This window comes from Enterobacter sp. SECR19-1250, assembly GCF_013391025.1.
GTDB classification, from domain to species: Bacteria; Pseudomonadota; Gammaproteobacteria; order Enterobacterales; family Enterobacteriaceae; genus Enterobacter; species Enterobacter cloacae.
Map to the genome: position 1 here is coordinate 1 of NZ_JACASJ010000023.1, position 24,096 is coordinate 24,096.

Consider the following 24,096-nt stretch of genomic DNA (forward strand, 5'->3'; position numbering starts at 1 on the left):
AATTTTAATCAGCGAGTCAGCTTGGGAAGAAATGACCTGCTTATTCGCACCTTCCTTAACATTAATTTCACATGAGCAACTTTTAACCAAAGCCTGCTATTACAGCGTGATCTATTGAAGCACTCAGATTTTACGAAAAGTCACTCAGGTAAACTTCCGCCTTAACCCTGGCCGCTATTTTATTTTTAATAGCACAATATGCAACAAAGATTAAAATTAACAGCACAATTAACCTTATAAAACGCTTTCATGCATAACTTTAGACCAGAAAATTTCAACGCAGGCAGCGAAAGAGATTCAACAGAATTTTTTCTATTGCACAAAATCTTCTTCTGTTTACCCTTCAAAACGAAGCGAGGGGGGAGTACATTGTTCCGTGCTGACTTCCACGGCAGGGAGCGGCAATAATAGCGAAAAGGTTAAAGGTTCATGTCCCCTATCGAAAAATCCAGCAAGCTAGATAACGTCTGTTACGACATCCGTGGCCCGGTTCTCAAAGAGGCAAAACGCCTGGAAGAAGAAGGCAATAAGGTTCTGAAACTCAACATTGGTAACCCTGCGCCGTTTGGTTTTGAAGCGCCGGATGAAATCCTGGTTGATGTGATCCGCAACCTGCCTACTGCACAAGGCTATTGTGATTCAAAAGGACTCTACTCCGCACGCAAAGCCATTATGCAGCACTACCAGGCACGCGGTATGCGTGACGTTACCGTTGAGGATATTTATATCGGCAACGGCGTCTCTGAGCTGATCGTGCAGGCCATGCAGGCATTGCTGAACAGCGGCGACGAAATGCTGGTACCCGCCCCGGATTACCCGCTGTGGACGGCGGCCGTATCACTCTCCAGCGGTAAGGCGGTGCACTATCTCTGCGACGAATCCTCTGACTGGTTCCCGGACCTCGATGATATTCGTGCAAAAATCACCCCGCGTACGCGCGGCATCGTGATTATTAACCCGAACAACCCGACGGGTGCCGTCTACTCTAAAGCGCTGCTGATGGAGATCGTGGAGATCGCCCGTCAGCATAAACTGATCATCTTCGCTGATGAAATTTACGACAAGATCCTGTATGACGCCGCGCAGCACCACTCTATCGCCGCGCTGGCGCCAGACCTGCTGACCGTCACCTTTAACGGCCTGTCTAAAACTTACCGTGTGGCCGGTTTCCGCCAGGGCTGGATGGTCCTCAACGGTCCGAAAAAACATGCGAAAGGTTACATTGAAGGGCTGGAGATGCTGGCTTCCATGCGTTTGTGTGCCAACGTTCCGGCCCAGCACGCGATCCAGACGGCGCTGGGCGGTTATCAGAGCATCAGCGAGTTCATCGTGCCCGGCGGCCGCCTGTACGAACAGCGTAACCGCGCCTGGGAGCTGATCAACGACATCCCTGGCGTCTCATGCGTGAAGCCTAACGGTGCGCTTTACATGTTCCCGAAAATCGACGCGAAGCGCTTCAACATTCACGATGACCAAAAAATGGTGCTTGATTTCCTGCTGCAGGAAAAAGTGCTGCTGGTTCAGGGCACGGCCTTTAACTGGCCATGGCCGGATCACGTTCGTATCGTGACGTTGCCGCGCGAAGACGACCTCGAAATGGCCATCAGCCGCTTCGGGCGATTCCTCTCCGGCTACCATCAGTAACACAATCATTCTGCCGGGTGGCGCTGCGCTAACCCGGCCTTCAAAATCCGCAAATTTGCATCTTCCCTCCCCTCCCCGCACAATGAAGTCTGTCGCAGTGAAGACAAAAGGTAACCTATGAGTCAGAGTCATTTTTTTGCCCACCTCTCCCGCCTGAAACTCATCAACCGCTGGCCTTTGATGCGCAATGTGCGCACCGAAAATGTCTCAGAACATAGTCTGCAGGTTGCAATGGTCGCGCATGCCCTTGCGGCCATTAAAAACCGCAAATTCAACGGTCAGGTCAATGCGGAACGTATCGCGCTGCTGGCGATGTATCACGATGCGTCAGAAGTGCTGACCGGGGATCTCCCCACGCCGGTGAAATACTTCAATTCGCAGATTGCACAGGAATATAAGGCCATTGAGAAGATTGCCCAGCAGAAACTGATTGAGATGGTCCCGGAAGAGCTACGCGACGTCTTTGAGCCGCTGATTGACGAACATCAGTATACGGAAGAGGAAAAGTCACTGGTGAAGCAGGCGGACGCGCTCTGCGCCTACCTGAAATGTCTGGAAGAGTTGTCTGCGGGGAATAACGAGTTTTTACTGGCCAAAACGCGTCTGGAGAAGACGCTGGAATCCCGCCGCAGCGAAGAGATGGATTATTTTATGCAGGTGTTTGTGCCGAGCTTCCATTTATCGCTGGATGAGATCAGCCAGGATTCTCCGTTGTAATTTTTCGCCGGGTGGCGGCTTCGCCTTACCCGGCCAACGTTTCTGCGCTCACGCTAAAACGGGAATAACACCGGAATCAGCACCACACATACCAGCATCACCAGTATGGTGAACGGTACGCCAATCTTCACGAAATCGCTAAAGCGGTAATTCCCCGGCCCCAGTACCAGCGTGTTAACCGGCGAAGAGACCGGCGTCATAAACGCCGCAGAGGCCGCCATCGCCACCATCATCGCAAAGGGGTACGGCGACACGCCCATCGATTTCGCCATCGCCAGTGCAATAGGCGCCATCAGCACCGCCGTGGCGGTATTGGAAATGAACAGCCCTATCGTGGCGCACATCACGAACAGGCACACCATCATCATATACGGACCGTATCCCCCGCCGATGTCCATGAGCCCTTTAACCACTAAATCCACCCCACCGGTTTTTTGCAGGGCAAGGGCGAATGGCATCATCCCGACAATCAAAATGATGCTTGGCCAGTGAATTGCTTTATAGGCGCTCTCGGCATCAATACAGCGAAACTTGCCCATCAACAGGCAGGCAATAATCGCCGCCACCGGGTTCGGGATCTCGTCGGTGAGCATTAGTGCCACCATCAGCACCAGACAAAAAATGGCGTGAGGCGCCTGGCTGTGGGCCGGAGAGGCATCGCTCTCCTCAACGGGCATGTTGAGTACCACAAAATCGCGGCCTTTTTGGCCGAGCTGGCTGATAAGCTTCCAGTTACCCACCACGAGAAAAATATCGCCCAGCAGGATAGGCTCATCCACCACGGCCCCTTCCATCGCCACGCCATCACGCTTCAGGCCGACGACATTAAGGCCGTAGCGGGTACGGAACCCCATTTCACGCACGGTTTTGCCCAACAATTCCGATTCCGGGATCAGCGACACTTCCGCCATACCCACATCCAGCGCCTGGTCGGAGAAATACTCTCCGCGTAGCACCATCGACTCCAGCAGCTGCTCACTGCAAAACTCACGCAGATCGACCTCTGCGGTGGACATATCGATCAGCAGAACGTCACGCGCCCGGAATTCGGACACCCCGTTCACGTTGACGATGACCCGGCGAAAGCGACGCCAGCGCTCTACGCCGATCACGTTCGCGCCATACCGCTCGCGCAGCTTCAGGTCATCCAGGCGCTGGCCGACCATTGGCGAACCGGGACGAATGGCCAGACGGCGGGCGCGGCCGGCCAGACGGTACTCTTTGATCAGATCGCGGAAGGTGCGTCGTTTCCAGCCATCTTTAGTTTTGTCCTGCTTCTCGCCTTTCAGGGCGAAGCGAGTCAGCAGCATATACACCACACCCATCAACAAAATGACCAGCCCAAGCGGGGTGACGCTGAAGAAGCTAAAGCCCTCCAGCCCTTCACGTATCAGCTCGCTATTGACCACCAGGTTTGGCGGCGTGGCCACCAGGGTCATCATGCCGCTGATGAGCCCGGCAAAGCTCAGGGGCATCATCAGGCGCGACGGTGAGGTTTGCATCCGCATGGAGACGCTCAACACCACCGGGATAAAGATGGCAACGACGCCCGTCGAGCTCATAAAGGCTCCCAGCCCGGCGACCGTTAGCATGAGGTAGATCAGCATTTTGGTTTCGCTGTTGCCAGCCCCCCTCACCAGCCATGCCCCCACGAGTGTCGCCACGCCGGTGCGCACCAGCCCGTCGCCGATAATAAACAGCGCGGCAATCAGAATGACGTTAGGATCGCTAAACCCCGAGAAGGCTTCCGGCAGCGTGAGCGTACCGCTCAGCGCAAACGCAACGATAACAAACAAAGCGACGGCATCCATGCGCACTTTGCCTGTAGCAAACAGAATGATGGCGATTAAAAGCAGGCTGAGCACCCAGATCAGTTCACCGTTCACAACATGTCCTTGTCAGAGAGAGATGCGAAATTGTGCCATAAAAAAGCCCCAGCAGCGTGGGGCTAAATCATGGGATTACACTTTTAGCGAGACGGTTACAATACCGTCTGGCGCCTTAGCGATATCAAGCGCGGTCAGCGTATTGAGCACAAAGTCCGCCTCGTCCAGACGGGGAGAATCGGCCGGAACGTTGACGGCAATAACGTGGCAGCCGGCGTTCAATCCGGCCAGCACGCCCGCTGCCGCATCTTCCACCACCACGCACTCCGCCGGGGGGATGCCCAGCAGTTCTGCACCCAGCAAAAAGGCATCAGGTTCCGGTTTGCCGCGTTTCACGCGCTCAGCGGTAATGAACACGTCCGGCGTGGGTAAACCCGCCGCCTTATGACGAGCGTGAGCCACGGGAACCGAGCCGGAGGTGACAATGGCCCACGGAATTTGCGCTTCATTCAAATGCTCAAGCAGTTCACGAGCACCGGGTAACGCGGTAATGCCGTCCGTATCGGTGGCTTCAATGTGTTCCAGATATTTAAACTCTGCCTGAATTTCGTCCTCAGAGCGTCCCGCCAGAAAATGGCGGAGCGAGGTTATGGCCTGTTTGCCGTGGATAAAATTCAGCACGTCCTGATGGTCGATGCCATGTCTGTCCGCCCAATGGCACCATGAACGCTCTACAACCGGTAGCGAATCCACCAGCGTACCGTCCAGATCAAACAGAAAACCTCTACACTGCACACGCACCTCCGTCAGGCATTAATGATTTGTTGAATTTCGTTGCTGCTTAAGTGGTACTGGCGCGGGCAGGCGTGCCATGCGCTCAGCATGCGCTGGTATTTTTCCCACATAGGGGTCTGCGCGTTAAAGCCGTGGGTGCCCGCATCAAAGTGCGTATAACGCCCTTCTGTATTCACCATAAAGCGGACATAGCTCAGATAGCGCGCTTCCGTTGCGGCATCAAAGCCTAAGAAAGTGACGCGGCGCTCGTCAATGGACTGCTGATCTTTCAGGTTGGTCCAGGACACGTGAAGCGCGTGGTACATCTCCATAATGTCGATCACGATGCGGCAGGTTTCTTCTTTCAGCTCGCCAAACTCGCGGTCCAGTTCACGCATCTGCAAACCAAAGCCGCGTTCGACGATGGTCTGCAGGCGGCTGTAGCGCTCAGCGTTATCGGGATCAAGCATAGTCATCATTTTGTACTGGTTGGACAAAATCAGACGTTGAGCATGGGTCATTTCCATCTTTCGACTCCTGTAGCGCATGGCACTTGAAAAAAAAGACACGGTAACGGTGTGTTACTGTGCCTTCTTTTATTAGTCGTTTCGATGATCAATCACAAATCATCGAGGAATGTTTTATCAAGTTGCTTAAAAGCTCGCTTAAGCGTGTCAGCCAGCGCCTGATAATCGGGCTTGCCTTCAACCGGAGCGAGCGCCTGACCGGCTTCTTCCAGTTTCCCGCGAACGTCATAAAACCAGTGTAAAATAGAAGGCGGCAGAGGTGTGATTGAACGCTTACCTAACCACCACAGCCCCTGCATCGGCAGGCTTAACGCAAAAAGCGCCGTCGCCACGGCAGGGCCGAGCTGTCCGCCCAGCGCAATTTGCCAGCAGAGGGTAAAAATAGCGACAGGAGGCATGAAGCGAATCGCGTAGCGCGTGGCGCGGATTGTGCGATTCTCAATGAACATGGGTGCAAGGCGTTTTTCCATCGGCCACGTCTTCGCGTAATGCTGTCCCCGACGAAACAGACTAAAAAAATTCACGGACGGGATCTCAGGTGTCGACATGGCATACCTCAACTTCACATATAAAAATTAAAATTTTCGTGCAAAACCACAACAAGCTATGACAACGTTCAAAATATTTTGTCATCACTACCCCGTATCGGGTATCCTGTGCCAGCCTGATAGGGCCGTAGACGAGAATCGTTAACTCGTCAAATTATCGCATATTATGCCATTGTCTGAAAAATGTTCAAAATGGCTTAAAATCATAGGTATTTCTTCCATCCTGCCAGAATGTTCGTTTGGCATGATGTTAATCATAAATGTCTGGGTCAGCATGCGTTACGCTTTTAGACTCTTTGACGTTTTTTTAGCCACGTATCAATTATAGGTACTTCCATGTCGAGTAAGTTAGTACTGGTTCTGAACTGCGGTAGCTCCTCACTGAAATTCGCCATCATCGATGCGCTCAACGGTGACGAGTACCTCTCTGGTTTGGCCGAATGTTTCCATCTGCCTGAAGCACGTATCAAGTGGAAGATGGACGGCAGCAAACAAGAAGCGGCTTTAGGTGCAGGCGCCGCTCACAGTGAAGCGCTGAACTTTATCGTTAACACTATTCTGGCACAAAAACCAGAACTGTCTGCTCAGCTGACTGCGATTGGTCACCGTATCGTCCATGGTGGCGAGAAATACACCAGTTCCGTCGTGATTGACGACTCTGTTATCCAGGGCATCAAAGACTCTGCATCTTTTGCACCGCTGCACAACCCGGCGCACCTGATCGGTATCGCTGAAGCGCTGAAATCCTTCCCGAATCTGAAAGACAAAAACGTGGCCGTGTTTGACACCGCGTTCCATCAGACCATGCCGGAAGAGTCTTACCTCTATGCCCTGCCATACAGCCTCTACAAAGAGCACGGTGTTCGTCGCTATGGCGCGCACGGCACCAGCCACTTCTATGTGACTCAGGAAGCGGCAAAAGTGCTGAACAAACCGGTTGAAGAAGTGAACATCATCACCTGCCACCTGGGCAACGGTGGTTCCGTTTCTGCAATCCGCAACGGTAAATGTGTTGATACCTCCATGGGTCTGACCCCGCTGGAAGGTCTGGTGATGGGTACGCGTTCCGGTGACATCGACCCGGCGATTATCTTCCACCTGCACGACACCCTGGGCATGAGCGTTGACCAGATCAACAAAATGCTGACCAAAGAGTCTGGCCTGCTGGGTCTGACCGAAGTCACCAGCGACTGCCGTTACGTTGAAGACAACTACGCAGAGAAAGAAGACGCTAAACGTGCAATGGACGTTTACTGCCACCGTCTGGCTAAATACATCGGCTCTTACACTGCGCTGATGGATGGCCGTCTGGACGCTGTTGTCTTCACCGGTGGTATCGGTGAGAACGCGGCAATGGTTCGCGAACTGTCCCTGGGCAAACTGGGCGTTCTGGGCTTTGAGGTTGATCACGAGCGTAACCTGGCTGCCCGCTTCGGCAAGTCTGGCTTCATCAACAAAGAAGGCACCCGCCCTGCTCTCGTTATCCCAACAAACGAAGAGCTGGTCATCGCGCAAGACGCGCACCGTCTGACTGCTTGATTCCACACCGCCAGCTCTGCTGGCGGTGCTGTTTTGTCACCCGCCACAATCAGGCGGTAACGAAAGAGGATAAACCGTGTCCCGTACTATTATGCTGATCCCTACCGGAACCAGCGTCGGCCTGACCAGCGTCAGCCTTGGCGTGATCCGTGCTATGGAACGCAAAGGCGTTCGTCTGAGTGTCTTTAAGCCAATCGCCCAGCCACGTGCCGGTGGCGATGCGCCAGACCAGACCACCACCATCGTTCGTAAGAACTCCAATCTGCCAGCGGCCGAACCGCTGAAGATGAACCACGTTGAATCTCTGCTCTCCAGCAACCAGAAAGACGTGCTGATGGAAGAGATCATCGCCAACTACCACGCCAATACAAAAGACGCGGAAGTGGTGCTGGTTGAAGGCCTGGTTCCGACCCGCAAACACCAGTTTGCCCAGTCGCTGAACTTCGAAATTGCGAAAACCCTGAACGCCGAGATCGTCTTTGTGATGTCTCAGGGCACAGATACCCCAGAGCAGCTGAAAGAGCGTATCGAACTGACCCGCAGCAGCTTCGGTGGTACTAAAAACACCAACATCACGGGCGTAATCGTCAACAAACTGAATGCGCCTGTGGATGAGCAGGGCCGTACGCGTCCTGACCTGTCCGAGATTTTCGACGACTCTTCCAAAGCGAAAGTCATTAAAGTTGACCCGGCTAAACTGCAGGAATCCAGCCCGCTGCCGGTTCTGGGCGCGGTGCCGTGGAGCTTCGATCTGATTGCCACTCGTGCCATCGATATGGCGCGTCACCTGAACGCCACCGTGATCAACGAAGGCGACATCAATACCCGCCGCGTGAAATCCGTGACCTTCTGCGCCCGCAGCATTCCGCACATGCTGGAGCACTTCCGTGCAGGATCCCTGCTGGTGACCTCCGCAGACCGTCCAGACGTGCTGGTTGCTGCCTGCCTGGCCGCGATGAATGGCGTAGAAATCGGTGCTATCCTGCTGACCGGTGCTTACGAGATGGATCCACGCGTCAGCAAGCTGTGCGAACGTGCGTTCGCGACTGGCCTGCCGGTATTCATGGTTAATACCAACACCTGGCAGACCTCCCTGAGCCTGCAGAGCTTCAACCTGGAAGTGCCGGTTGATGACCACGAGCGTATCGAGAAAGTTCAGGAATACGTTGCAAGCTACATCAACGCAGACTGGATCGAATCGCTGACCGCAACCTCCGAGCGCAGCCGTCGTCTGTCTCCTCCGGCCTTCCGTTACCAGCTGACCGAGCTGGCGCGTAAAGCGGGCAAACGTGTTGTTCTGCCAGAAGGCGACGAACCACGTACCGTGAAAGCGGCCGCAATCTGTGCAGAGCGCGGCATCGCGACCTGTGTGCTGCTGGGTAACCCGGATGAGATTAACCGCGTTGCGGCATCCCAGGGTGTTGAGCTGGGTGCTGGCATCGAAATCGTTGATCCAGAAGTGGTTCGCGAAAGCTACGTTGCCCGTCTGGTCGAACTGCGTAAGAACAAAGGCATGACCGAAGCCGTTGCGCGTGAGCAGCTGGAAGACAACGTGGTGCTGGGTACGCTGATGCTGGAGCAGGACGAAGTTGACGGCCTGGTATCCGGTGCGGTTCACACTACCGCGAACACCATCCGTCCACCGCTGCAGCTGATCAAAACGGCTCCAGGCAGCTCTCTGGTTTCCTCCGTGTTCTTCATGCTGCTGCCTGAACAGGTTTACGTTTACGGCGACTGTGCGATCAACCCGGATCCAACCGCAGAGCAGCTGGCTGAAATCGCAATCCAGTCCGCGGACTCCGCGATTGCCTTCGGTATCGAACCACGCGTCGCGATGCTTTCCTACTCTACCGGCACCTCTGGTGCAGGTAGCGACGTAGAGAAAGTGCGTGAAGCGACCCGTATTGCACAGGAAAAACGCCCTGATCTGATGATCGACGGCCCGCTGCAGTACGATGCCGCAGTTATGGCTGACGTTGCGAAATCCAAAGCGCCAAACTCCCCGGTTGCAGGTCGCGCTACCGTGTTCATCTTCCCGGATCTGAACACCGGTAACACCACCTACAAAGCGGTACAGCGTTCAGCAGACCTGATCTCGATCGGGCCAATGCTGCAGGGTATGCGCAAACCTGTGAACGACCTGTCTCGTGGCGCGCTGGTAGACGATATCGTCTACACAATCGCGCTGACGGCGATCCAGTCTTCGCAGCAGCAGTAAATAAGGTCTTGCCGGATGGCGCTTCGCTTATCCGGCCTACAGGACCGTAGGCCCGGTAAGCGCTAGCGCCACCGGGCAACAAAAAGGCGACCCCACGGTCGCCTTTTTTATTTACAGCAGCTCTCGCGCCGCTGAAACGATGTCATGCGCCGTCAGGCCATACTCCTTCTGCAGGAAGTCCTGCGTCCCTACCTGACCATAACGCTCCTTCACCCCCACGCGACGCATCGGCACCGGGCAGGTCTCCACCAGCACTTCCGCCACCGCCGAGCCCAGCCCGTTGTGAATGCTATGGTTTTCGCAGGTCACGATCCGCCCGGTTTTCTCGGCGTAGTTTTTCACCAGCATCCGGTCGATGGGCTTCAGGGTAAACATGTCTATCACTGCCGCGCTAACGCCCTCCTGCTCAAGCTGACGGGCCGCTTCCAGCGCTTCGGCCACCATAATGCCGTTGGCAATCAGGGTAATGTCGCTTCCTTCGCGCAGAACATTGCCTTTGCCGATGGTAAACGTTGAACCCGGGGCATACACGCTCGGCGCCTGCTTACGGATAGTACGTACCCAGTAGAACCCGTCGAGGTCGATAAGCTGGCGCAGTATGTCTTCAAACATCACCGCGTCAGTCACCTCCAGCACTACCGAATGCGCCAGACCGCGCACAATGCCCATATCCTCGAACGACATATGCGTCCCGCCGTTGTGGCAGGCCGTCACGCCCGCATCCGAGGCAATAACCTTCACGTTATTACGCTGGTAGTCCAGGGACATAAACAGCTGGTCGAAGCAGCGACGGCTGGCAAACGCGGTAAAGGTATGAACAAACGGCTTGCGGCCGGTGAGTGACAGCCCGGCCGCGGTACCGATCACGTTGGCCTCCATAATGCCGCAGTTGATCACATGTTGCGGATAATCGCGCGCCACGCCGTCCATCGCCATTGAGCTCATCAGATCCGCTTCCAGGGCGATGATCTCGCTCCCGGCTTCAATCTGTTTTGCCACAAAGCCCGCGTAGATCTTACGCATCTCTATGGCATCTTTCTGTCCTGCAGGTGCAACCTTAATCATGAGTTACCTCCAGCTGGCGGATCGCCTCGTCGAGGGCCGCTTTGCTCTCCGGGGTCAATCGCAGATGGTGCGAGTTACCCAGCTGTTCCAGATACGCCACTCCCTGTCCTTTGATGCTGTCGAGGATCACCACCCGCGGACGCGCATCCGCTGGCGGAACCGGTGCAGTGACCTTCAGCAGTGCCGGGATGTCATCTCCTTTCACCGTCACCACGTCAAAACCAAAGGCGCGGAATTTCCCTTCCAGATCGAACGCGCAGATGATCTCATCCAGCTCGCCATCAAGCTGTTGTTTGTTCCAGTCCACGAACACCGTCAGGTTGTTAAGACGATGGTGGGCAATAAACTGGAACGCTTCCCAGCACTGCCCTTCGTTCAGCTCGCCGTCACCGACGATGCAAAAGACCCGATTTGACCGCCCGGCCAGCTTGTGCGACAGCGCCATGCCGCCCGCGATGGAGATCCCCTGGCCAAGCGAACCGGTCGTGGCATCCACACCGCGTGTTTTTAGCCGGTCCGGATGGCTTGGCAGGCGTGTGCCGTTCTGGTTAAGCGTGCTCAGCTCTTCCATCGGGAAATAGCCCTTAATCGCCAGCGTACTGTACAGGGCCGGTCCCGCATGGCCCTTCGACAGGACAAAGTAGTCTCGTTCTGGCCAGTCCGGGTCTGCCGGGTCAATTTTCATTACCGCACCGTACAGTACGGCCAGGGTTTCGACGACCGACATACTGCCGCCGTAGTGACCAAATCCCAGCTGCGTCAGCGATTTCAGGGTCTCGAGTCGAATTTGACGCGCGAGTTCGGTTATCTCATTCTCGTTCATGATTTGGCTCCGGTGTTTTCCTGCGCATTACCACCCGCAGATTTGTTTTTCGCGAACACGTTGTACGCCACCAGCAGCGCGAACAACGCAACGACAAGCCCGGTGATGGCCAGTGGTGACAGGAAGCGCGCCAGGTTGCCAAGCACAATCCCGACGGCGCCGAAGTCAGCGTCCGAGAAAGTGGTATTGGCAAAGCCAATGGCTCCCAGTACAGGCAGCAGCAGCACCGGCAGGAAGGTGATTAAGAGCCCGTTGGCAAAGGCGCCAATCATTGCCCCGCGACGTCCACCGGTGGCGTTACCAAACACGCCCGCGGTTGCGCCGGTGAAGAAGTGCGGCACCACACCCGGCAGGATCAGCACCCAGTTAAACTGGCCGCAGATAATTAACCCCACAATCCCCCCGAGGAAGCTGAACAGGAAGCCAATCAGCACCGCGTTGGGCGCATACGGATAGACCACCGGGCAGTCCAGGGCCGGACGCGCATTGGGCACCAGTTTTTCTGAGAAGCCGGTAAAGGCCGGGACGATTTCTGCCAGAATCAGGCGTACACCCTGCAGGATGATGAACACCCCTGCGGCGAAGGTGATTGCCATGATAATGGCGTAGACCAGGTAGTTCTGACCGCCGCTGAAGGTCGCCTCGACGTATTCACGCCCGGCGCTCACCGCCATGATCAGGTAGATAATCATCATGGTCAGAGAGATGGAGATCGAGCTGTCACGCAGGAAGCTCAGGTTCTTCGGCAGGTTCATCTCTTCGGTTGAACGTGAACCTTTGCCGACCTTGCTGCCAATCCAGCCGGACAGCACGTAGCCCAGAGTGCCGAAATGGCCGAAAGCAATATCATCGTTGCCGGTAATGCGCTTCATGTAACGCTGCGCAATCGCCGGGAAGAAGGCCATGACCAGCCCGAGGATCAGCGACCCCGTAAAGACCAGCCCTACCCCTTCAAAGCCCGCAACCGTGAGGATCACCCCAATCATGCACGCCATGTAGAACGTGTGGTGTCCGGTCAGGAAGATATACTTCAGACGGGTAAAGCGGGCGACGAGAATATTGGCCACCATCCCAAACGCCATAATCAGCGCAGTCGAGGCCCCATATTTTTCCAGCGCAATGGAAACAATCGCTTCATTATTGGGAATAATGCCCTGGATATTAAAGGCGTGTTCAAACATACCGCCTAATGGATTTAATGACCCCACCAGCACGGTGGCGCCACCGCCCAGCACAATAAACCCGAGAATAGTTTTAATGGTCCCTTTTACAACGTCAGAAAAGGCTTTTTTCTGCGCAACGAGACCAATTAAGGCAATCAGGCCCACCAGCACGGAAGGGACTTTTAAAATATCGACAACGAAATTCAGCGTTTCAAGGATAAACATATCCACCTCGCCTTATCAGGGTTATTGTCTTTCGAACCAGGCACGCAGCTGCGCTTCAAGTTCGTTGATATCGATGATGTTATTGATCACCACCAGCTGGTTTTCCGGCACGCTGGCGCTGGAGGCAATATCTTTCGCCATCACGAAAAGTTCGGCCGCACCGGGCGTGGCTGAAGAGAGATCGGAGTGCTCAACCTCGGCGTCAATGTCCAGCTTCTTAAGCACTTTTTTAATATTCATTTCGACCATAAAACTACTGCCCAGGCCAGAACCGCATATAGCCATGATTTTCATTGTTGTCCCCTTTTTTGCGTAGAGTATGTCCCATCACGCTTGCGCGTAATGTGTGTGACGAGTCGGATTAAATAATTAAATCAGAAGCGGTCGATTATCGTTTTAATTTCCTCCAGGGTATTCGCCTGATGTAATTCCGCCATATCCTCATCGCTTGAAAATAATTCAGCCAGCGCAGAGATCATTTCGATATGGCTGTGTTTATCCGGTGCCGCCAGCATAACGATCACATCGATGGGATCAAATTCGCCTGCACCGAATGAAACGCCCTTCCTGAGTTTTAATAATGAGAGGCCCAGTCCTTTTGCCCCCTCTTCCGGCCGCGCATGCGGCATGGCCAGCCTTGGTGCCAGCACATAATAGGGTCCTAAAGTGTGGTGCTGCTCAATAATGGCCGTCACGTATTCCGGCGCAATGACCTGCAGCTCCAGCAACGGTTTCGCGCATATCTCCAGCGCCTGCGGCCAACTCTCAACGCTATCCTGCAGCGTGATGGTTGTATCATATATCCACTTTTTGAGCATTTTCCCTCCCGACATCGCGCTAAAGATGAACAAACTTTATTCAACACATAACGAATTGGCTGCGATCAGGATCACAAAGATAGCGCTACCAATATCTAACATTCAGAGGTGTGATAGCGCTATCAAATTGACATCCTGGCGCGAAATCACAGCAAAAAAAGGGATTTAAGGCGTATACTGCCTGTCACGTGAAGCGAAGGATGAAATGAGTGGCGTCCTGTCAGCAGGAAGGTGTATGTCTCTAACCCGAAAACGGCGCAGTACCGGTAAAGTGACACTTGCCGATGTCGCACAGCTTGCCGGTGTGGGCACAATGACCGTGTCCCGTGCTCTCCGCACGCCTGAACAGGTTTCCGATAAACTGCGAGAAAAAATAGAAGCCGCGGTACAAGAGTTAGGCTATATGCCCAATCTTGCAGCCAGTGCGCTGGCTTCGGCCTCGTCATGGACGATTGCGATGGTCGTCCCCAATCTTTCCGAAGCCGGTTGTTCCGAAATGTTCGCCGGGCTCCAGCAGGTGTTACAGCCCGCCGGCTATCAGATCATGCTGGCCGAATCCCAGCATCGTCTTGAACAGGAAGAGAAATTGCTGGAAACGCTGCTGGCGTCAAATATCGCCGCAGCGATTTTGCTCAGCGTCGAACATACCGACACCGTGCGTCATTGGCTGAAAAACGCCTCGATTCCGGTGATGGAGATGGGCGCCATGCGCGCCGATCCTATCGATATGAATATCGGGATTGATAACGTCGCGGCCATGTATGAACTTACGGAAATGGTCATCAAACGCGGCTACCAGAACATCGGCCTGCTGTGTGCCAACCAGGAGCAGTGGATTTTCCAGCAGCATTTGCAGGGCTGGTACAAAGCGATGCTGCGCCACCATATGTCACCTAACCGGGTGATTAACGCCGCCATGCCGCCGAGCTTTTCGACGGGGGCCGCACAACTTCCTGAATTTCTGCTGGCGTGGCCGGAGCTGGATGCGTTGGTTTGCGTCTCAGATGAACTGGCCTGTGGCGCGCTGTACGAGTGCCAGCGCAGGCGGATCAAGGTGCCGGACGATTTGGCCGTGGTCGGGTTTGGCGACAGCGACGTCAGCCGTGTCTGTCAGCCGCCGCTTACGACGATGGCAGTACCCCATCGTAAGATTGGTATTGAAGCGGGACGTGCATTGCTGGAACGTCTGAATGACGGAGACTGGCGCGATCAGAAACCCATCGCATCCAGTCTGTGTCTGAGGGAGAGCTGCTAAAGCTTATTCGGCCTCTTCTTCTTTCTCAGATTTGGTCGATTCGTTTTTGGCGTTGCGGGTCATCCACAGCGCCAGCGCTTTTAACGAATCCGGCGTGAACTCGTCACAACGCGCGGTGATCTCTTCCGGCGTCATCCAGCTCACTTCGCTAACTTCTTCTTCCTGCAGGGCGAACGGCCCGTGGGAAACGCAGCTAAACAGCCCGCCCCAGACACGGCAATGTTCGTCTTCAAAATAGAACTGTCCATGCTCGGCAAACGGTACACCCGCAATGCCTAGCTCTTCTTCCGCTTCACGGCGTGCGGAATCCAGCAGGACCTCATCCGCCTGAACGACACCGCCCGCAGTGGCATCCAGCATACCAGGGAGAAAATCTTTGGTGTCCGTGCGGCGTTGAACCAAAATTTTGCCCATGCCGTCATGAACAACAATATACGTCGCACGATGACGCAGGCGTTCAGCGCGCATTTGTTCGCGGCTGGCCTGCGCGATCACTTCATTCTCTTCGTTGACAATGTCAACCCACTCTGTACTTGCCAAATGACTCTGCTCCACCATCGGGAAACCTTCTCGTCTAAGCGCTCTTACGGCGCGTTTACAGTTGAGGTGTAACTTACGGATTAATCGCTACCTGTGCAATAACTTGCTGATCATTAAGTGCGATAACGCTTAACGTATGCTCATCAAGCATGCCATAGCTCGCCGGGTATCCGCTTTTCGGGATGCTGACCGAACCAGGGTTGAAGTGATAAATCTCCCCGCGTTTTTCTGCTACCGGAATATGAGTATGACCGTAAACCAGGACATCGCCAGCGGCCAGCGCCGGGAGATTATCCGGGCTAAAAAGATGACCATGGGTGAGAAACAGACGGCATTTTTCCAGCAGTACCTGTTGCCACGGAGCGGTAATGGGGAAGTGCAGCAGCATCTGATCCACTTCGCTGTCGCAGTTACCGCGCACGGCGATAATGCGCGAGGCATACGGGTTGAGTTTTTCCGCCACCTGCGCAGGGGCATAGCCTTCCGGCAATGCGTTACGTGGGCCATGGTTCAACACGTCACCCAGAATAACCAGCCACTGCGCCCCACTTTGTGCGAACAGGGAAAGAACGCGCTCGGTCGCGGGCAGCGATCCATGGATATCCGACGCAAACATCAGTTTCATCAGTCACTCCTCAGAAAAACAGACTGCCCTTATCATACCTTAAGCGCCAGGGCTTATCAGCCGACGCGCTTAGCGGAGAGTGCCACATAGCGCTGCACCGACGCACGTTGCCACTGGAAAGTGGCGTAATCCACCAGCAGCTGGGGAACGTCATCGCCGTTAAGGATCAAGCGGTTCAGCATCAGCGCCAGGTCGGTATCGGCAATACACCATTCGCCAAACAGGTTCGGGTTACCGTGGGCCAGCAGCGAGGTGGCGGTGTCAATCAGCTTTTGCGCGCTCTGCGCCCCCTCAGTACTCAGGGCGGGCTTTTTCACACCCGCAAATACCACATCCGTGGAGCGTTCAACGCGAATCGGCACCAAATCGCTGCGTAACCACGCCTGGATTTGCCGTGCCCGGGCCCGCTTTTGCAGATCGTGAGGATAAATACGCTCCCACTCTGGTGGCGCGAACCGATCTTCCAGGTATTCATCGATCGCAGACGATTCGCTCAGGGCGAAACCATCAATATCCAGTACCGGCACGCGCCGGGTCAGATCGTAACCCTGCCACTGCGGTTTCAGATGTTCACCGCCGTCCAGATCAACGGTTTTCAGGCTAAATGACAGCCCTTTTTCCGCCAGCGCCACGTACACGCTCATGACATAGGGTGAAAAGAATTGGGCATCGGACCACAACGTGATTACAGGCTGGTTCATAACATCCTCATCGGCTGATCGGTATTCCCTCAACATATAGTCTCTTTACGCCGCTGTCACTTGATGAAAACTCACGATTTTGCACAACCACCTATACTGATTGGTCATGGCATTACACTTCACACTGACAGGAGTTGAGAATGATCGACCTTTATTACGCCCCTACTCCAAACGGCCATAAGATCACCCTCTTTCTTGAAGAAGCCGAGCTGGAATACAGGATCATCCGCGTGGATATCAGCAAAGGCGATCAGTTCAGGCCTCTCTTTCTGGCCATCTCACCGAACAACAAAATCCCGGCCATCATCGATAACCTGCCAGCTGATGGCGGCAAACCGTTGAGCCTGTTTGAATCGGGGGAGATTTTGCTCTATCTGGCGGAGAAAACCGGCAAACTGCTGAGCGGGGAACTGCGCGAGCGTCACCACACGCTACAGTGGCTGTTCTGGCAGACAAGCGGCCTGGGCCCGATGCTGGGGCAGAACCACCACTTTACCGCTTACGCGCCACAACCCATCCCGTATGCGATAGAGCGCTATCAGGTGGAAACGCAGAGGCTGTACGGCGTACTGAACCGTCGGCTGGAAAAATCACCGTGGCTCGGGGGCGATCATTACAGTATCGCCGATATCGCCTGCTGGCCGTGGGTGAATACCCATGAACGTCACCGTATTGATTTAGCCTCTTACCCGGCGGTTAACAACTGGTTTGAACGTATCCGCACCCGCCCGGCGACCGAGCGTGCGATGAAAAAAATCCAGGAGATTTAGGCCTGCGCCCGGTTGGGCGCGTGTCAGGCTCTCATGTATTATGGGGAGGAAATACTGACACGGAGAAGACCTGCAATGTCGCAGCATGACGCTATTATTCGTATAAAAAATTTACGCTTACGTACTTTTATCGGTATCAAAGACGAGGAGATCGCCAACCGTCAGGATATCGTGATTAATGTGGTTATCCACTATCCGGCAGACAAGGCGAGAGGCAGTGAAGATATCAATGACGCGCTGAACTATCGCACGATTACGAAAAGCATTATTCAGTACGTGGAAAATAACCGCTTCTCTCTGCTGGAAAAATTAACTCAGGATGTGCTCGACATCGCACGCGAACATCACTGGGTCACTTATGCTGAAGTAGAGATCGATAAACTTCACGCCCTGCGTTATGCCGACTCCGTCTCCATGACGTTAAGCTGGCAGCGCCGGGCGTAAACCTGGAGGTTGTATGAAGATTCTGCTGACCGGCGGTACAGGCCTGATTGGCCGTCATCTCATTGCGCGCCTGCAGGCGTTACATCACGACATTACCGTGGTAACGCGCAGCCCTGAGAAAGCGCGCCAGGTGCTGGGTGCCGGTATCGACATCTGGAAAAATCTGGCTGACCGGCAGAATCTGGACGGCTTTGACGCCGTCATCAACCTGGCCGGTGAACCTATCGCCGACAAACGCTGGACGGAAGAGCAAAAACAACTGTTATGCAGCAGCCGCTGGAACATCACCGAAAAGCTGGTCGAGCTCATCCGTAACAGCCATACCCCGCCATCGGTACTGATTTCCGGTTCTGCGGTAGGCTATTACGGCGATCTCGGTGAGGTGGTCGTGACCGAAGAAGAGCCGCCGCACAACGAGTTTACCCATAAGCTCTGCGCCCAGTGGGAACGTATTGCCTGTGCTGCCCAGAGCGATAATACCCGCGTGTGCCTGCTGCGTACCGGCGTCGTTCTCGCGCCGAAAGGCGGCATTCTGGCGAAGATGCTTCCTCCGTTCCGGCTCGGACTGGGCGGCCCCATCGGTAATGGTCGTCAGTATCTGCCGTGGATCCACATCGACGATATGGTCAACGGTATTCTCTGGCTGCTGGATAACGATCTGCGTGGGCCGTTCAATATGGTTGCGCCGTACCCGGTGCGTAACGAGCAGTTTGCCCACGCGCTGGGCCATGCTCTGCATCGCCCGGCAATTTTGCGCGTGCCCGCAACGGTGATTCGCCTGATGATGGGTGAAGCGTCCGTGCTGGTGCTGGGCGGGCAGCGTGCGCTGCCGAAACGGCTGGAAGCGGCCGGGTTTGCGTTTCGCTGGTATGACTTAGAAGAGGCGTTGAGGGATGTGGTGGGATGAATATGTTACATTTGTACGCCATGTCCCGATGAAATGGCGTAACAATGGCAACCATTACCACACCCCGGCTTCACCTCACCCCTTTCGAACCCACTGACTGGGCCTTCTTCCGCTCGTTGCGGGAAGATCGCAATATCATGCGTTACATGGCCGCCATCGCGCCGGAAAAAGAGACCCGGCGCGTATTTGCTGCGCGCTTAACGGCGGCGCATGTTTTTGTGATTCGTTTTCATGATGATGACACGCCGCTGGGCGATATCGGCCTGCAGATCAGCCCAGAGAATCGTGAAGAAGCCGATATTGGCTATACGGTTGTGCCTGCCGCGCAGGGGAAAGGTATCGCCAGTGAGGCGTTGCGCGCGGTATGTGAATATGCATTTAACCAGACCGGTGTGAAAGCGATTAACGCCTACGTACTGGCGGACAATGGCGGGTCGGTGCGGGTGCTGGAGAAAGCGGGGTTTGTGCGTACGCAGGTGCTGGAGAAGGCGTTCGAGATTGACGGCGTACGGTATGACGACTGGGTGTATCGGCTGGAGTGCGGTGCGGTCTGATGCCCTCACCCCGGCCCTCTCCCACAGGAGAGGGAGAAATCCAGCCTGTAGGCCCGGTAAGCGAAGCGCCACCGGGCGATTGGGCTGCACCGCAGCCTGATGCCCTCTCCCAGGGGGAGAGGGAGAAAGGCAAAACCTACTTCAAAGAGCCCTTCAGGAACTGCTGCAAACGCGGGCTTTGCGGATTCGCCAGCACCTCATCCGGATGTCCCTGCTCTTCGATTTTCCCCTGATGCAGGAAGATCACGTGGTTCGAGACGTTGCGGGCAAAGCCCATCTCGTGCGTTACCACAACCATGGTTTTACCCTCTTCCGCCAGCTTCTGCATGATGCGCAGCACTTCGCCAACCAGTTCCGGATCAAGTGCTGAGGTCGGTTCGTCGAACAGCAATACTTCAGGCTCCATCGCCAGCGCGCGGGCGATAGAGACACGCTGCTGCTGACCACCAGAGAGATGCACCGGGTACTTTATCTGCTGTCGCTCATCGATACCCACTTTCGCCAGGTATTTCACCGCGCGCTCACGGGCCTCCTGCTTGCTTAAACCCAGCACCTGAACCGGTGCTTCCATCACGTTCTCCAGCACCGTCATGTGGCTCCAGAGGTTGAAGTGCTGGAACACCATTGTCAGTCGCGTGCGCAGCAGGCGCAGCTGGTTCTTATCTGCCACCTTCAGCTGGCCGTCTTTATCCCGGGTCAGATTGATATTCTGCCCGCTCACCACAATTGAGCCTTCACTCGGCTTTTCGAGGAAGTTGATGCAGCGCAGGAAGGTACTTTTCCCCGAGCCAGATGATCCGATAATACTGATCACGTCGCCTGCATTTGCCTGCAGCGACACCCCTTTCAGCACTTCATGTTCGCCGTAGCGTTTGTGCAAATCAATTACGTTTAATTTGTTCTCAGCCATCATCATTCTCAGTGCGTCGAAGAGGGTTTTATATGCTGCAACCAGCGCTTTTCTGCCTTACGGAACAGGCTAATCAGGACGTATGAAATAATCAAATAGAGCACTGCCGCAATGCCAAACGCGGTAAACGGCTGATAGGTCGCAGAGTTAATATCGCGGGCGATTTTAAGCAGGTCGGGCACCGTGGCGGTAAAGGCCAGCGCGGTGGAGTGGAGCATTAAAATCACTTCGTTACTGTAGGCTGGCAATGCGATACGCAGCGCCGACGGCAGAATAATGCAGCGGTACAGTTTCACCGACGAGAAGCCGTACGCGCGCGCCGCTTCGATTTCTCCGTAAGGAACGGAGCGGATAGCCCCGGCGAAAATCTCGGTGGTGTAGGCGCAGGTGTTGAGCGTCAACGCCAGCACCGTACAGTTCAGGCCGCTGCGGAAGAAGGCGTTCAGCATCTCGGTGCCTTTCACAATCTCCAGCGTATACATGCCCGAATAGAACACCAGCAGCTGTACGTAAAGTGGTGTACCACGGAATACGTAGGTAAACAGCCAGATCGGGAACTGAATAAATTTATTGTTCGACACGCGGCCAATGGCAAGAAACACCGCCAGAATGCCACCCATCACCACCGAAGAGATCAGCAGCCACAGCGTAATGGCCACGCCGGTGAAGCGATAGCCGTCCGTCCACAGCAGCGATTTCCAGTATTCCTGAATAATCTCAATCACAGGTCAGCCCTCTTCACACCCACGGAGTAGCGACGTTCGAGCAGAAGCAGCACACCATTGGAGACGGTCGTAAAGACCAGATAGATCACGCCACACACCACCGCAAAGTAGAACGGCTCCCAGGTACTTTTACCGGCAAGCTGCGTGGCCTTAACCACATCTTCCAGACCCAGCAGAGAGACCAGCGCCGTGGCCTTGAGGATAACCTGCCAGTTGTTGCCAATGCCCGGAAGCGCGTAGCGCATCATGGCCGGGAACATAATCCGGCGAAACGTCTGGGAGGAGGTAAAACCGTAAGCGGTCGCCGCTTCTATGTGTCCTTTCGGTACCGCCATATAAGCGCCGCGGAAAGTTTCAGTGAAGTAGGCGCCGTAGATAAAACCGAGAGTGATAATACCGGCCACCATCGGATCGATATCGATCTGTCCCATTCCCATGGCGTCCGTCACGCTGTTAAGCGCGATCTGCAGCCCGTAAAAGATAAGCAGCATCAGCACCAGATCGGGAACGCCGCGAATCAGCGTGGTATAACCTTCAAAAATCAGCGCCAGCGGTTTGTTAGCCGAAAGCTTCGCCCCTGCGCCTGCCAGACCTATCAGCACCGCCAGCACCACGGAGCTGATAGCCAGCTCAAGGGTGACAAGCGCGCCCTGTAAAATAACGCCAGAAAATCCGTACAGCATACCGCGAGCCCTGTCGTATCGTGAGTGATGGACCGTGTCTTATCCCCTCCCTGAGCGGGAGGGGCCGCACGTTATTTGACGGGGCGATTAGCCGCCGTAAACATTAAAATCGAAGTACTTTTTCGCCAGTTTGTCGTACGTGCCATCAGCGCGCATTTCAGCAAACGCTTTGTTCAGCGCTTCGCGCAGCTCGTTGTCTTCTTTACGCAGACCCATACCGGTGCCGACACCAAACAACTTCACATCTTTAATGGATGGGCCGCCAAATTTGTAATCTTTACCTACCGGCGTCTTCAGGAAGCCTTCGCTCGCGGCGACTTCATCCTGGAAAGCGGCGTCGATACGGCCTGCCGTCAGATCAGCGTAGATATTTTCCTGGCCCTGATAAGAGACGATTTCAATCCCCTTCGGTGCCCAGTGTTCATTACCGTAGGTTTCCTGGGTAGTGCCCTGCAGCACGCCCACGCGTTTGCCTTTCAGTGATTCGAGGGTAGGCTGGATATCAGACGATTTAGCCACCACCAGACGAGAATCTGCCGCATAGAGTTTGTCGGTGAAGGCAATCTCCTGCTGACGTTTTTCAGTGATGGAAAGCGAGGACATGATAACGTCGATTTTTTTGGCTTTCAGCGATGGGATCAGCGCATCCAGCGGGTTCTCAACGTAGGTACACTGCGCTTTGATGCGTTTGCACAGCTCATTGGCCAGATCAATGTCAAAACCGACCAGTTCACCCTTCGAATTCTTAGATTCGAACGGGGCATAGGTAGGGTCGGTACCAATACGAATTTTCTGCGGAATTGCTGCGAACGCCGCGGTAGCGCTGGAAAAGGCCAGCACCAGAGATAACGACAACACGAGTTTTTTCATATCTGTCCTCAACAAACTGTCTTCTTACGTGATTTTTACGACGACGGGGTGGTGCTAATGTGCCATCAATCCACGCCATCAGGCAAAGATTAATGCCTTTCAGGCGAGATTTTTTGCATGATAAATGCGTAAGCATGCACACAGCGATCCAATACGGTGCACGAAACGCACCATGTTGGAACAATCACACCCGCAATGCACCAGAATAGTGCACCATCATCGAGTATCAATCACCGTAGACGTTGAAGTCGAAGTATTTCTTCGCCAGTTTGTCGTAGGTACCGTCTTTGCGCAGTTCTGCAAACGCTTTGTCGAAGGCGGCTTTCAGCTCGGTATCATCTTTACGCAGGCCAATACCGGTGCCGTCACCAAAGTATTTTTTGTCTTTCACGGACGGGCCAGCAAAGGCGTAGTCTTTACCTGCCGGCTGTTTCAGGAAGCCTTCACTTGCGGCAACCTGATCCTGGAATGCCGCATCCAGACGACCGGCCGCCAGGTCAGAATAAATCAGATCCTGGTTCTGGTAAGCCACCACGTCAACGCCCTTCTCACGCCAGTTTGCATTGGCATAACCTTCCTGAGTCGACCCCTGCAGCACGCCGACATGCTTGCCTTTCAGGGAGTCAATGGTTGGCTGAATGGGGGAGCCTTTTGCCGCAATCAGACGGGAATCCGCGGCGTAGAGCTTGTCAGAGAAGGCAATCTCCTGCTGACGTTTTTCGGTGATGGAAAGAGAAGAGATAATGGCGTCGATTTTCTTGGCTTTCAGCGACGGAATTAACGCGTCAAAGTCGCTGCCCACCCATGTGCATTTCACCGCAATGCGTTTGCACATCTCATTACCCAGATCGATATCAAACCCTACGAAATCGCCTTTCGCATCCTTGGAAGAGAATGGCGCGTAGGTTGCGTCTGTACCGATACGCACTGTCTGTGGAAGCGCTGCGTAGCTACCTGCTGCTGCACTTAACCCCACCAGCAAAGACAGAGCCAGAACCGTCTTCTTCATACATTTACCCTCAAGTACCGTGATTTTATTATGTATTGTGTTGTGTGTTGTGTTGCAGGCTTCTCTTGCAGGTCTTATGCCACATTGCCGTCGGGTCAAAACTTCGACGTTAAATATGTTAATAAAACGTTGCGACATTGCCTTAATGGTGAAAGATAGCAGGTCTGCCGAACGAACCGGAAAGAGAAAAAGGGAAAAAACGAATTAAATGTCGAG

At 54.5% G+C, this 24,096-nt stretch carries 26 protein-coding genes; 9 read left to right on the forward strand and 17 right to left on the reverse strand.

Going from position 1 to position 24,096, the window contains the following annotated elements:
* The first annotated feature begins 429 nt into the window (after positions 1-429).
* Together alaA and yfbR are read left to right on the forward strand one after the other, a co-directional pair.
* The gene (alaA, locus tag HX884_RS08380; protein WP_178327971.1) at positions 430-1,644 is read left to right on the forward strand and encodes an alanine transaminase AlaA; all 1,215 of its coding nucleotides are present in this window, start codon (positions 430-432) and stop codon (positions 1,642-1,644) included.
* A gap of 117 nt (positions 1,645-1,761) precedes the next feature.
* On the forward strand, positions 1,762-2,361 hold the full coding sequence (gene yfbR, locus HX884_RS08385; protein WP_013098110.1) for a 5'-deoxynucleotidase: 600 nt from the start codon (positions 1,762-1,764) through the stop codon (positions 2,359-2,361).
* Between the two features lie 53 nt (positions 2,362-2,414).
* On the opposite strand, the gene HX884_RS08390 is transcribed toward yfbR, so the two are convergent.
* The 4 genes from HX884_RS08390 to yfbV all read right to left on the reverse strand — a co-directional run bounded on the left by HX884_RS08390 (position 2,415) and on the right by yfbV (position 6,036).
* A complete protein-coding gene (locus tag HX884_RS08390; RefSeq protein WP_178327972.1) occupies positions 2,415-4,247 on the reverse strand; it encodes an SLC13 family permease in 1,833 nt (610 codons plus the stop codon).
* Positions 4,248-4,322: 75 nt separating this feature from the next.
* Positions 4,323-4,982 carry a sugar phosphatase gene (locus HX884_RS08395; RefSeq protein WP_178327973.1) on the reverse strand — a complete coding sequence of 220 codons (660 nt, stop codon included), beginning with the start codon at positions 4,980-4,982 and terminating at the stop codon, positions 4,323-4,325.
* Positions 4,983-4,993: 11 nt separating this feature from the next.
* A complete protein-coding gene (locus HX884_RS08400; RefSeq protein WP_013098113.1) occupies positions 4,994-5,488 on the reverse strand; it encodes a YfbU family protein in 495 nt (164 codons plus the stop codon).
* A 92-nt stretch (positions 5,489-5,580) separates the two neighbouring features.
* On the reverse strand, positions 5,581-6,036 hold the full coding sequence (gene yfbV / locus HX884_RS08405; protein ID WP_020690637.1) for a terminus macrodomain insulation protein YfbV: 456 nt from the start codon (positions 6,034-6,036) through the stop codon (positions 5,581-5,583).
* A gap of 336 nt (positions 6,037-6,372) precedes the next feature.
* On the opposite strand from yfbV, the gene ackA reads away from it, so the two are divergent.
* Both ackA and pta read left to right on the forward strand, forming a co-directional pair.
* Positions 6,373-7,575 carry an acetate kinase gene (ackA, locus tag HX884_RS08410; RefSeq protein ID WP_013098115.1) on the forward strand — a complete coding sequence of 401 codons (1,203 nt, stop codon included), beginning with the start codon at positions 6,373-6,375 and terminating at the stop codon, positions 7,573-7,575.
* Between the two features lie 76 nt (positions 7,576-7,651).
* On the forward strand, positions 7,652-9,793 hold the full coding sequence (pta, locus tag HX884_RS08415; RefSeq protein WP_013098116.1) for a phosphate acetyltransferase: 2,142 nt from the start codon (positions 7,652-7,654) through the stop codon (positions 9,791-9,793).
* Between the two features lie 111 nt (positions 9,794-9,904).
* Here the strand turns inward: pta and HX884_RS08420 are convergent, their stop codons facing one another.
* The 5 genes from HX884_RS08420 to HX884_RS08440 form a co-directional block, all read right to left on the reverse strand.
* Positions 9,905-10,858 (reverse strand): transketolase family protein, encoded by a 954-nt coding sequence (locus HX884_RS08420; protein WP_013098117.1) that lies wholly within the window; start codon positions 10,856-10,858, stop codon positions 9,905-9,907.
* A complete protein-coding gene (locus HX884_RS08425) occupies positions 10,851-11,681 on the reverse strand; it encodes a transketolase (RefSeq protein WP_029881737.1) in 831 nt (276 codons plus the stop codon). The genes HX884_RS08420 and HX884_RS08425 overlap by 8 nt, the downstream gene beginning before the upstream one ends.
* Positions 11,678-13,069, reverse strand: a complete 1,392-nt coding sequence (locus tag HX884_RS08430) for a PTS ascorbate transporter subunit IIC (RefSeq protein ID WP_023622509.1) — start codon at positions 13,067-13,069, stop codon at positions 11,678-11,680. The genes HX884_RS08425 and HX884_RS08430 overlap by 4 nt, the downstream gene beginning before the upstream one ends.
* Before the next feature lie 21 nt (positions 13,070-13,090).
* A complete protein-coding gene (locus tag HX884_RS08435) occupies positions 13,091-13,363 on the reverse strand; it encodes a PTS sugar transporter subunit IIB (protein WP_178327974.1) in 273 nt (90 codons plus the stop codon).
* Positions 13,364-13,443: 80 nt separating this feature from the next.
* Positions 13,444-13,887, reverse strand: a complete 444-nt coding sequence (locus HX884_RS08440; protein WP_178327975.1) for a PTS sugar transporter subunit IIA — start codon at positions 13,885-13,887, stop codon at positions 13,444-13,446.
* Between the two features lie 235 nt (positions 13,888-14,122).
* Between HX884_RS08440 and HX884_RS08445 the strand changes: the two genes are divergently transcribed.
* On the forward strand, positions 14,123-15,142 hold the full coding sequence (locus HX884_RS08445; RefSeq protein ID WP_013098122.1) for a LacI family DNA-binding transcriptional regulator: 1,020 nt from the start codon (positions 14,123-14,125) through the stop codon (positions 15,140-15,142).
* Positions 15,143-15,145: 3 nt separating this feature from the next.
* Here the strand turns inward: HX884_RS08445 and yfcD are convergent, their stop codons facing one another.
* From yfcD to yfcF, 3 genes are read right to left on the reverse strand one after another with little or no spacing between them, the layout of a single operon-like run.
* Positions 15,146-15,700, reverse strand: a complete 555-nt coding sequence (gene yfcD / locus HX884_RS08450) for an NUDIX hydrolase YfcD (protein ID WP_013098123.1) — start codon at positions 15,698-15,700, stop codon at positions 15,146-15,148.
* A gap of 55 nt (positions 15,701-15,755) precedes the next feature.
* Positions 15,756-16,307: a phosphodiesterase gene (gene yfcE, locus HX884_RS08455; protein ID WP_178327976.1), complete on the reverse strand. Its 552-nt coding sequence runs from the start codon at positions 16,305-16,307 to the stop codon at positions 15,756-15,758.
* Positions 16,308-16,363: 56 nt separating this feature from the next.
* Positions 16,364-17,008 carry a glutathione transferase gene (gene yfcF / locus HX884_RS08460; protein WP_013098125.1) on the reverse strand — a complete coding sequence of 215 codons (645 nt, stop codon included), beginning with the start codon at positions 17,006-17,008 and terminating at the stop codon, positions 16,364-16,366.
* Between the two features lie 140 nt (positions 17,009-17,148).
* Between yfcF and yfcG the strand changes: the two genes are divergently transcribed.
* From yfcG to HX884_RS08480, 4 genes are all read left to right on the forward strand, one after another.
* Positions 17,149-17,778, forward strand: a complete 630-nt coding sequence (gene yfcG, locus HX884_RS08465; RefSeq protein WP_023621684.1) for a GSH-dependent disulfide bond oxidoreductase — start codon at positions 17,149-17,151, stop codon at positions 17,776-17,778.
* 75 nt (positions 17,779-17,853) lie between these two features.
* Positions 17,854-18,222, forward strand: a complete 369-nt coding sequence (gene folX, locus HX884_RS08470) for a dihydroneopterin triphosphate 2'-epimerase (RefSeq protein WP_013098127.1) — start codon at positions 17,854-17,856, stop codon at positions 18,220-18,222.
* Positions 18,223-18,235: 13 nt separating this feature from the next.
* Positions 18,236-19,129 carry a TIGR01777 family oxidoreductase gene (locus tag HX884_RS08475; protein ID WP_013098128.1) on the forward strand — a complete coding sequence of 298 codons (894 nt, stop codon included), beginning with the start codon at positions 18,236-18,238 and terminating at the stop codon, positions 19,127-19,129.
* A 44-nt stretch (positions 19,130-19,173) separates the two neighbouring features.
* Positions 19,174-19,683, forward strand: a complete 510-nt coding sequence (locus tag HX884_RS08480) for a GNAT family N-acetyltransferase (protein ID WP_178327977.1) — start codon at positions 19,174-19,176, stop codon at positions 19,681-19,683.
* A gap of 136 nt (positions 19,684-19,819) precedes the next feature.
* Here HX884_RS08480 and hisP read toward each other — a convergent pair whose 3' ends face one another.
* From hisP to argT, 5 genes are all read right to left on the reverse strand, one after another.
* Positions 19,820-20,593 carry a histidine ABC transporter ATP-binding protein HisP gene (hisP, locus tag HX884_RS08485; protein ID WP_020690627.1) on the reverse strand — a complete coding sequence of 258 codons (774 nt, stop codon included), beginning with the start codon at positions 20,591-20,593 and terminating at the stop codon, positions 19,820-19,822.
* Positions 20,594-20,601: 8 nt separating this feature from the next.
* A complete protein-coding gene (locus HX884_RS08490) occupies positions 20,602-21,318 on the reverse strand; it encodes an ABC transporter permease (RefSeq protein WP_008502590.1) in 717 nt (238 codons plus the stop codon).
* A complete protein-coding gene (locus HX884_RS08495; protein ID WP_013098131.1) occupies positions 21,315-22,001 on the reverse strand; it encodes a histidine ABC transporter permease HisQ in 687 nt (228 codons plus the stop codon). Before HX884_RS08495 ends, HX884_RS08490 begins: the two co-directional genes overlap by 4 nt.
* 87 nt (positions 22,002-22,088) lie before the next feature.
* On the reverse strand, positions 22,089-22,871 hold the full coding sequence (gene hisJ / locus HX884_RS08500) for a histidine ABC transporter substrate-binding protein HisJ (protein ID WP_008502592.1): 783 nt from the start codon (positions 22,869-22,871) through the stop codon (positions 22,089-22,091).
* Between the two features lie 226 nt (positions 22,872-23,097).
* Positions 23,098-23,880, reverse strand: coding sequence for a lysine/arginine/ornithine ABC transporter substrate-binding protein ArgT (gene argT, locus HX884_RS08505; protein ID WP_178327978.1), 783 nt, complete (start codon positions 23,878-23,880; stop codon positions 23,098-23,100).
* Positions 23,881-24,096: the final 216 nt, after the last annotated feature.

Bases quoted from the DNA above. Each gene is read 5' to 3' on its own strand.
- yfcD (WP_013098123.1), bottom strand. From the start codon at position 15,700: ATGGTGGAGCAGAGTCATTTGGCAAGTACAGAGTGGGTTGACATTGTC.
- HX884_RS08440 (WP_178327975.1), bottom strand. From the start codon at position 13,887: ATGCTCAAAAAGTGGATATATGATACAACCATCACGCTGCAGGATAGC.
- hisP (WP_020690627.1), bottom strand. From the start codon at position 20,593: ATGGCTGAGAACAAATTAAACGTAATTGATTTGCACAAACGCTACGGC.
- HX884_RS08435 (WP_178327974.1), bottom strand. From the start codon at position 13,363: ATGAAAATCATGGCTATATGCGGTTCTGGCCTGGGCAGTAGTTTTATG.
- hisJ (WP_008502592.1), bottom strand. From the start codon at position 22,871: ATGAAAAAACTCGTGTTGTCGTTATCTCTGGTGCTGGCCTTTTCCAGC.
- argT (WP_178327978.1), bottom strand. From the start codon at position 23,880: ATGAAGAAGACGGTTCTGGCTCTGTCTTTGCTGGTGGGGTTAAGTGCA.
- HX884_RS08430 (WP_023622509.1), bottom strand. From the start codon at position 13,069: ATGTTTATCCTTGAAACGCTGAATTTCGTTGTCGATATTTTAAAAGTC.
- yfcE (WP_178327976.1), bottom strand. From the start codon at position 16,307: ATGAAACTGATGTTTGCGTCGGATATCCATGGATCGCTGCCCGCGACC.
- yfbV (WP_020690637.1), bottom strand. From the start codon at position 6,036: ATGTCGACACCTGAGATCCCGTCCGTGAATTTTTTTAGTCTGTTTCGT.
- HX884_RS08480 (WP_178327977.1), top strand. From the start codon at position 19,174: ATGGCAACCATTACCACACCCCGGCTTCACCTCACCCCTTTCGAACCC.
- HX884_RS08400 (WP_013098113.1), bottom strand. From the start codon at position 5,488: ATGGAAATGACCCATGCTCAACGTCTGATTTTGTCCAACCAGTACAAA.
- yfcF (WP_013098125.1), bottom strand. From the start codon at position 17,008: ATGAACCAGCCTGTAATCACGTTGTGGTCCGATGCCCAATTCTTTTCA.
- HX884_RS08420 (WP_013098117.1), bottom strand. From the start codon at position 10,858: ATGATTAAGGTTGCACCTGCAGGACAGAAAGATGCCATAGAGATGCGT.
- ackA (WP_013098115.1), top strand. From the start codon at position 6,373: ATGTCGAGTAAGTTAGTACTGGTTCTGAACTGCGGTAGCTCCTCACTG.
- HX884_RS08495 (WP_013098131.1), bottom strand. From the start codon at position 22,001: ATGCTGTACGGATTTTCTGGCGTTATTTTACAGGGCGCGCTTGTCACC.
- HX884_RS08445 (WP_013098122.1), top strand. From the start codon at position 14,123: ATGTCTCTAACCCGAAAACGGCGCAGTACCGGTAAAGTGACACTTGCC.
- yfcG (WP_023621684.1), top strand. From the start codon at position 17,149: ATGATCGACCTTTATTACGCCCCTACTCCAAACGGCCATAAGATCACC.
- HX884_RS08475 (WP_013098128.1), top strand. From the start codon at position 18,236: ATGAAGATTCTGCTGACCGGCGGTACAGGCCTGATTGGCCGTCATCTC.
- folX (WP_013098127.1), top strand. From the start codon at position 17,854: ATGTCGCAGCATGACGCTATTATTCGTATAAAAAATTTACGCTTACGT.
- HX884_RS08425 (WP_029881737.1), bottom strand. From the start codon at position 11,681: ATGAACGAGAATGAGATAACCGAACTCGCGCGTCAAATTCGACTCGAG.
- yfbR (WP_013098110.1), top strand. From the start codon at position 1,762: ATGAGTCAGAGTCATTTTTTTGCCCACCTCTCCCGCCTGAAACTCATC.
- alaA (WP_178327971.1), top strand. From the start codon at position 430: ATGTCCCCTATCGAAAAATCCAGCAAGCTAGATAACGTCTGTTACGAC.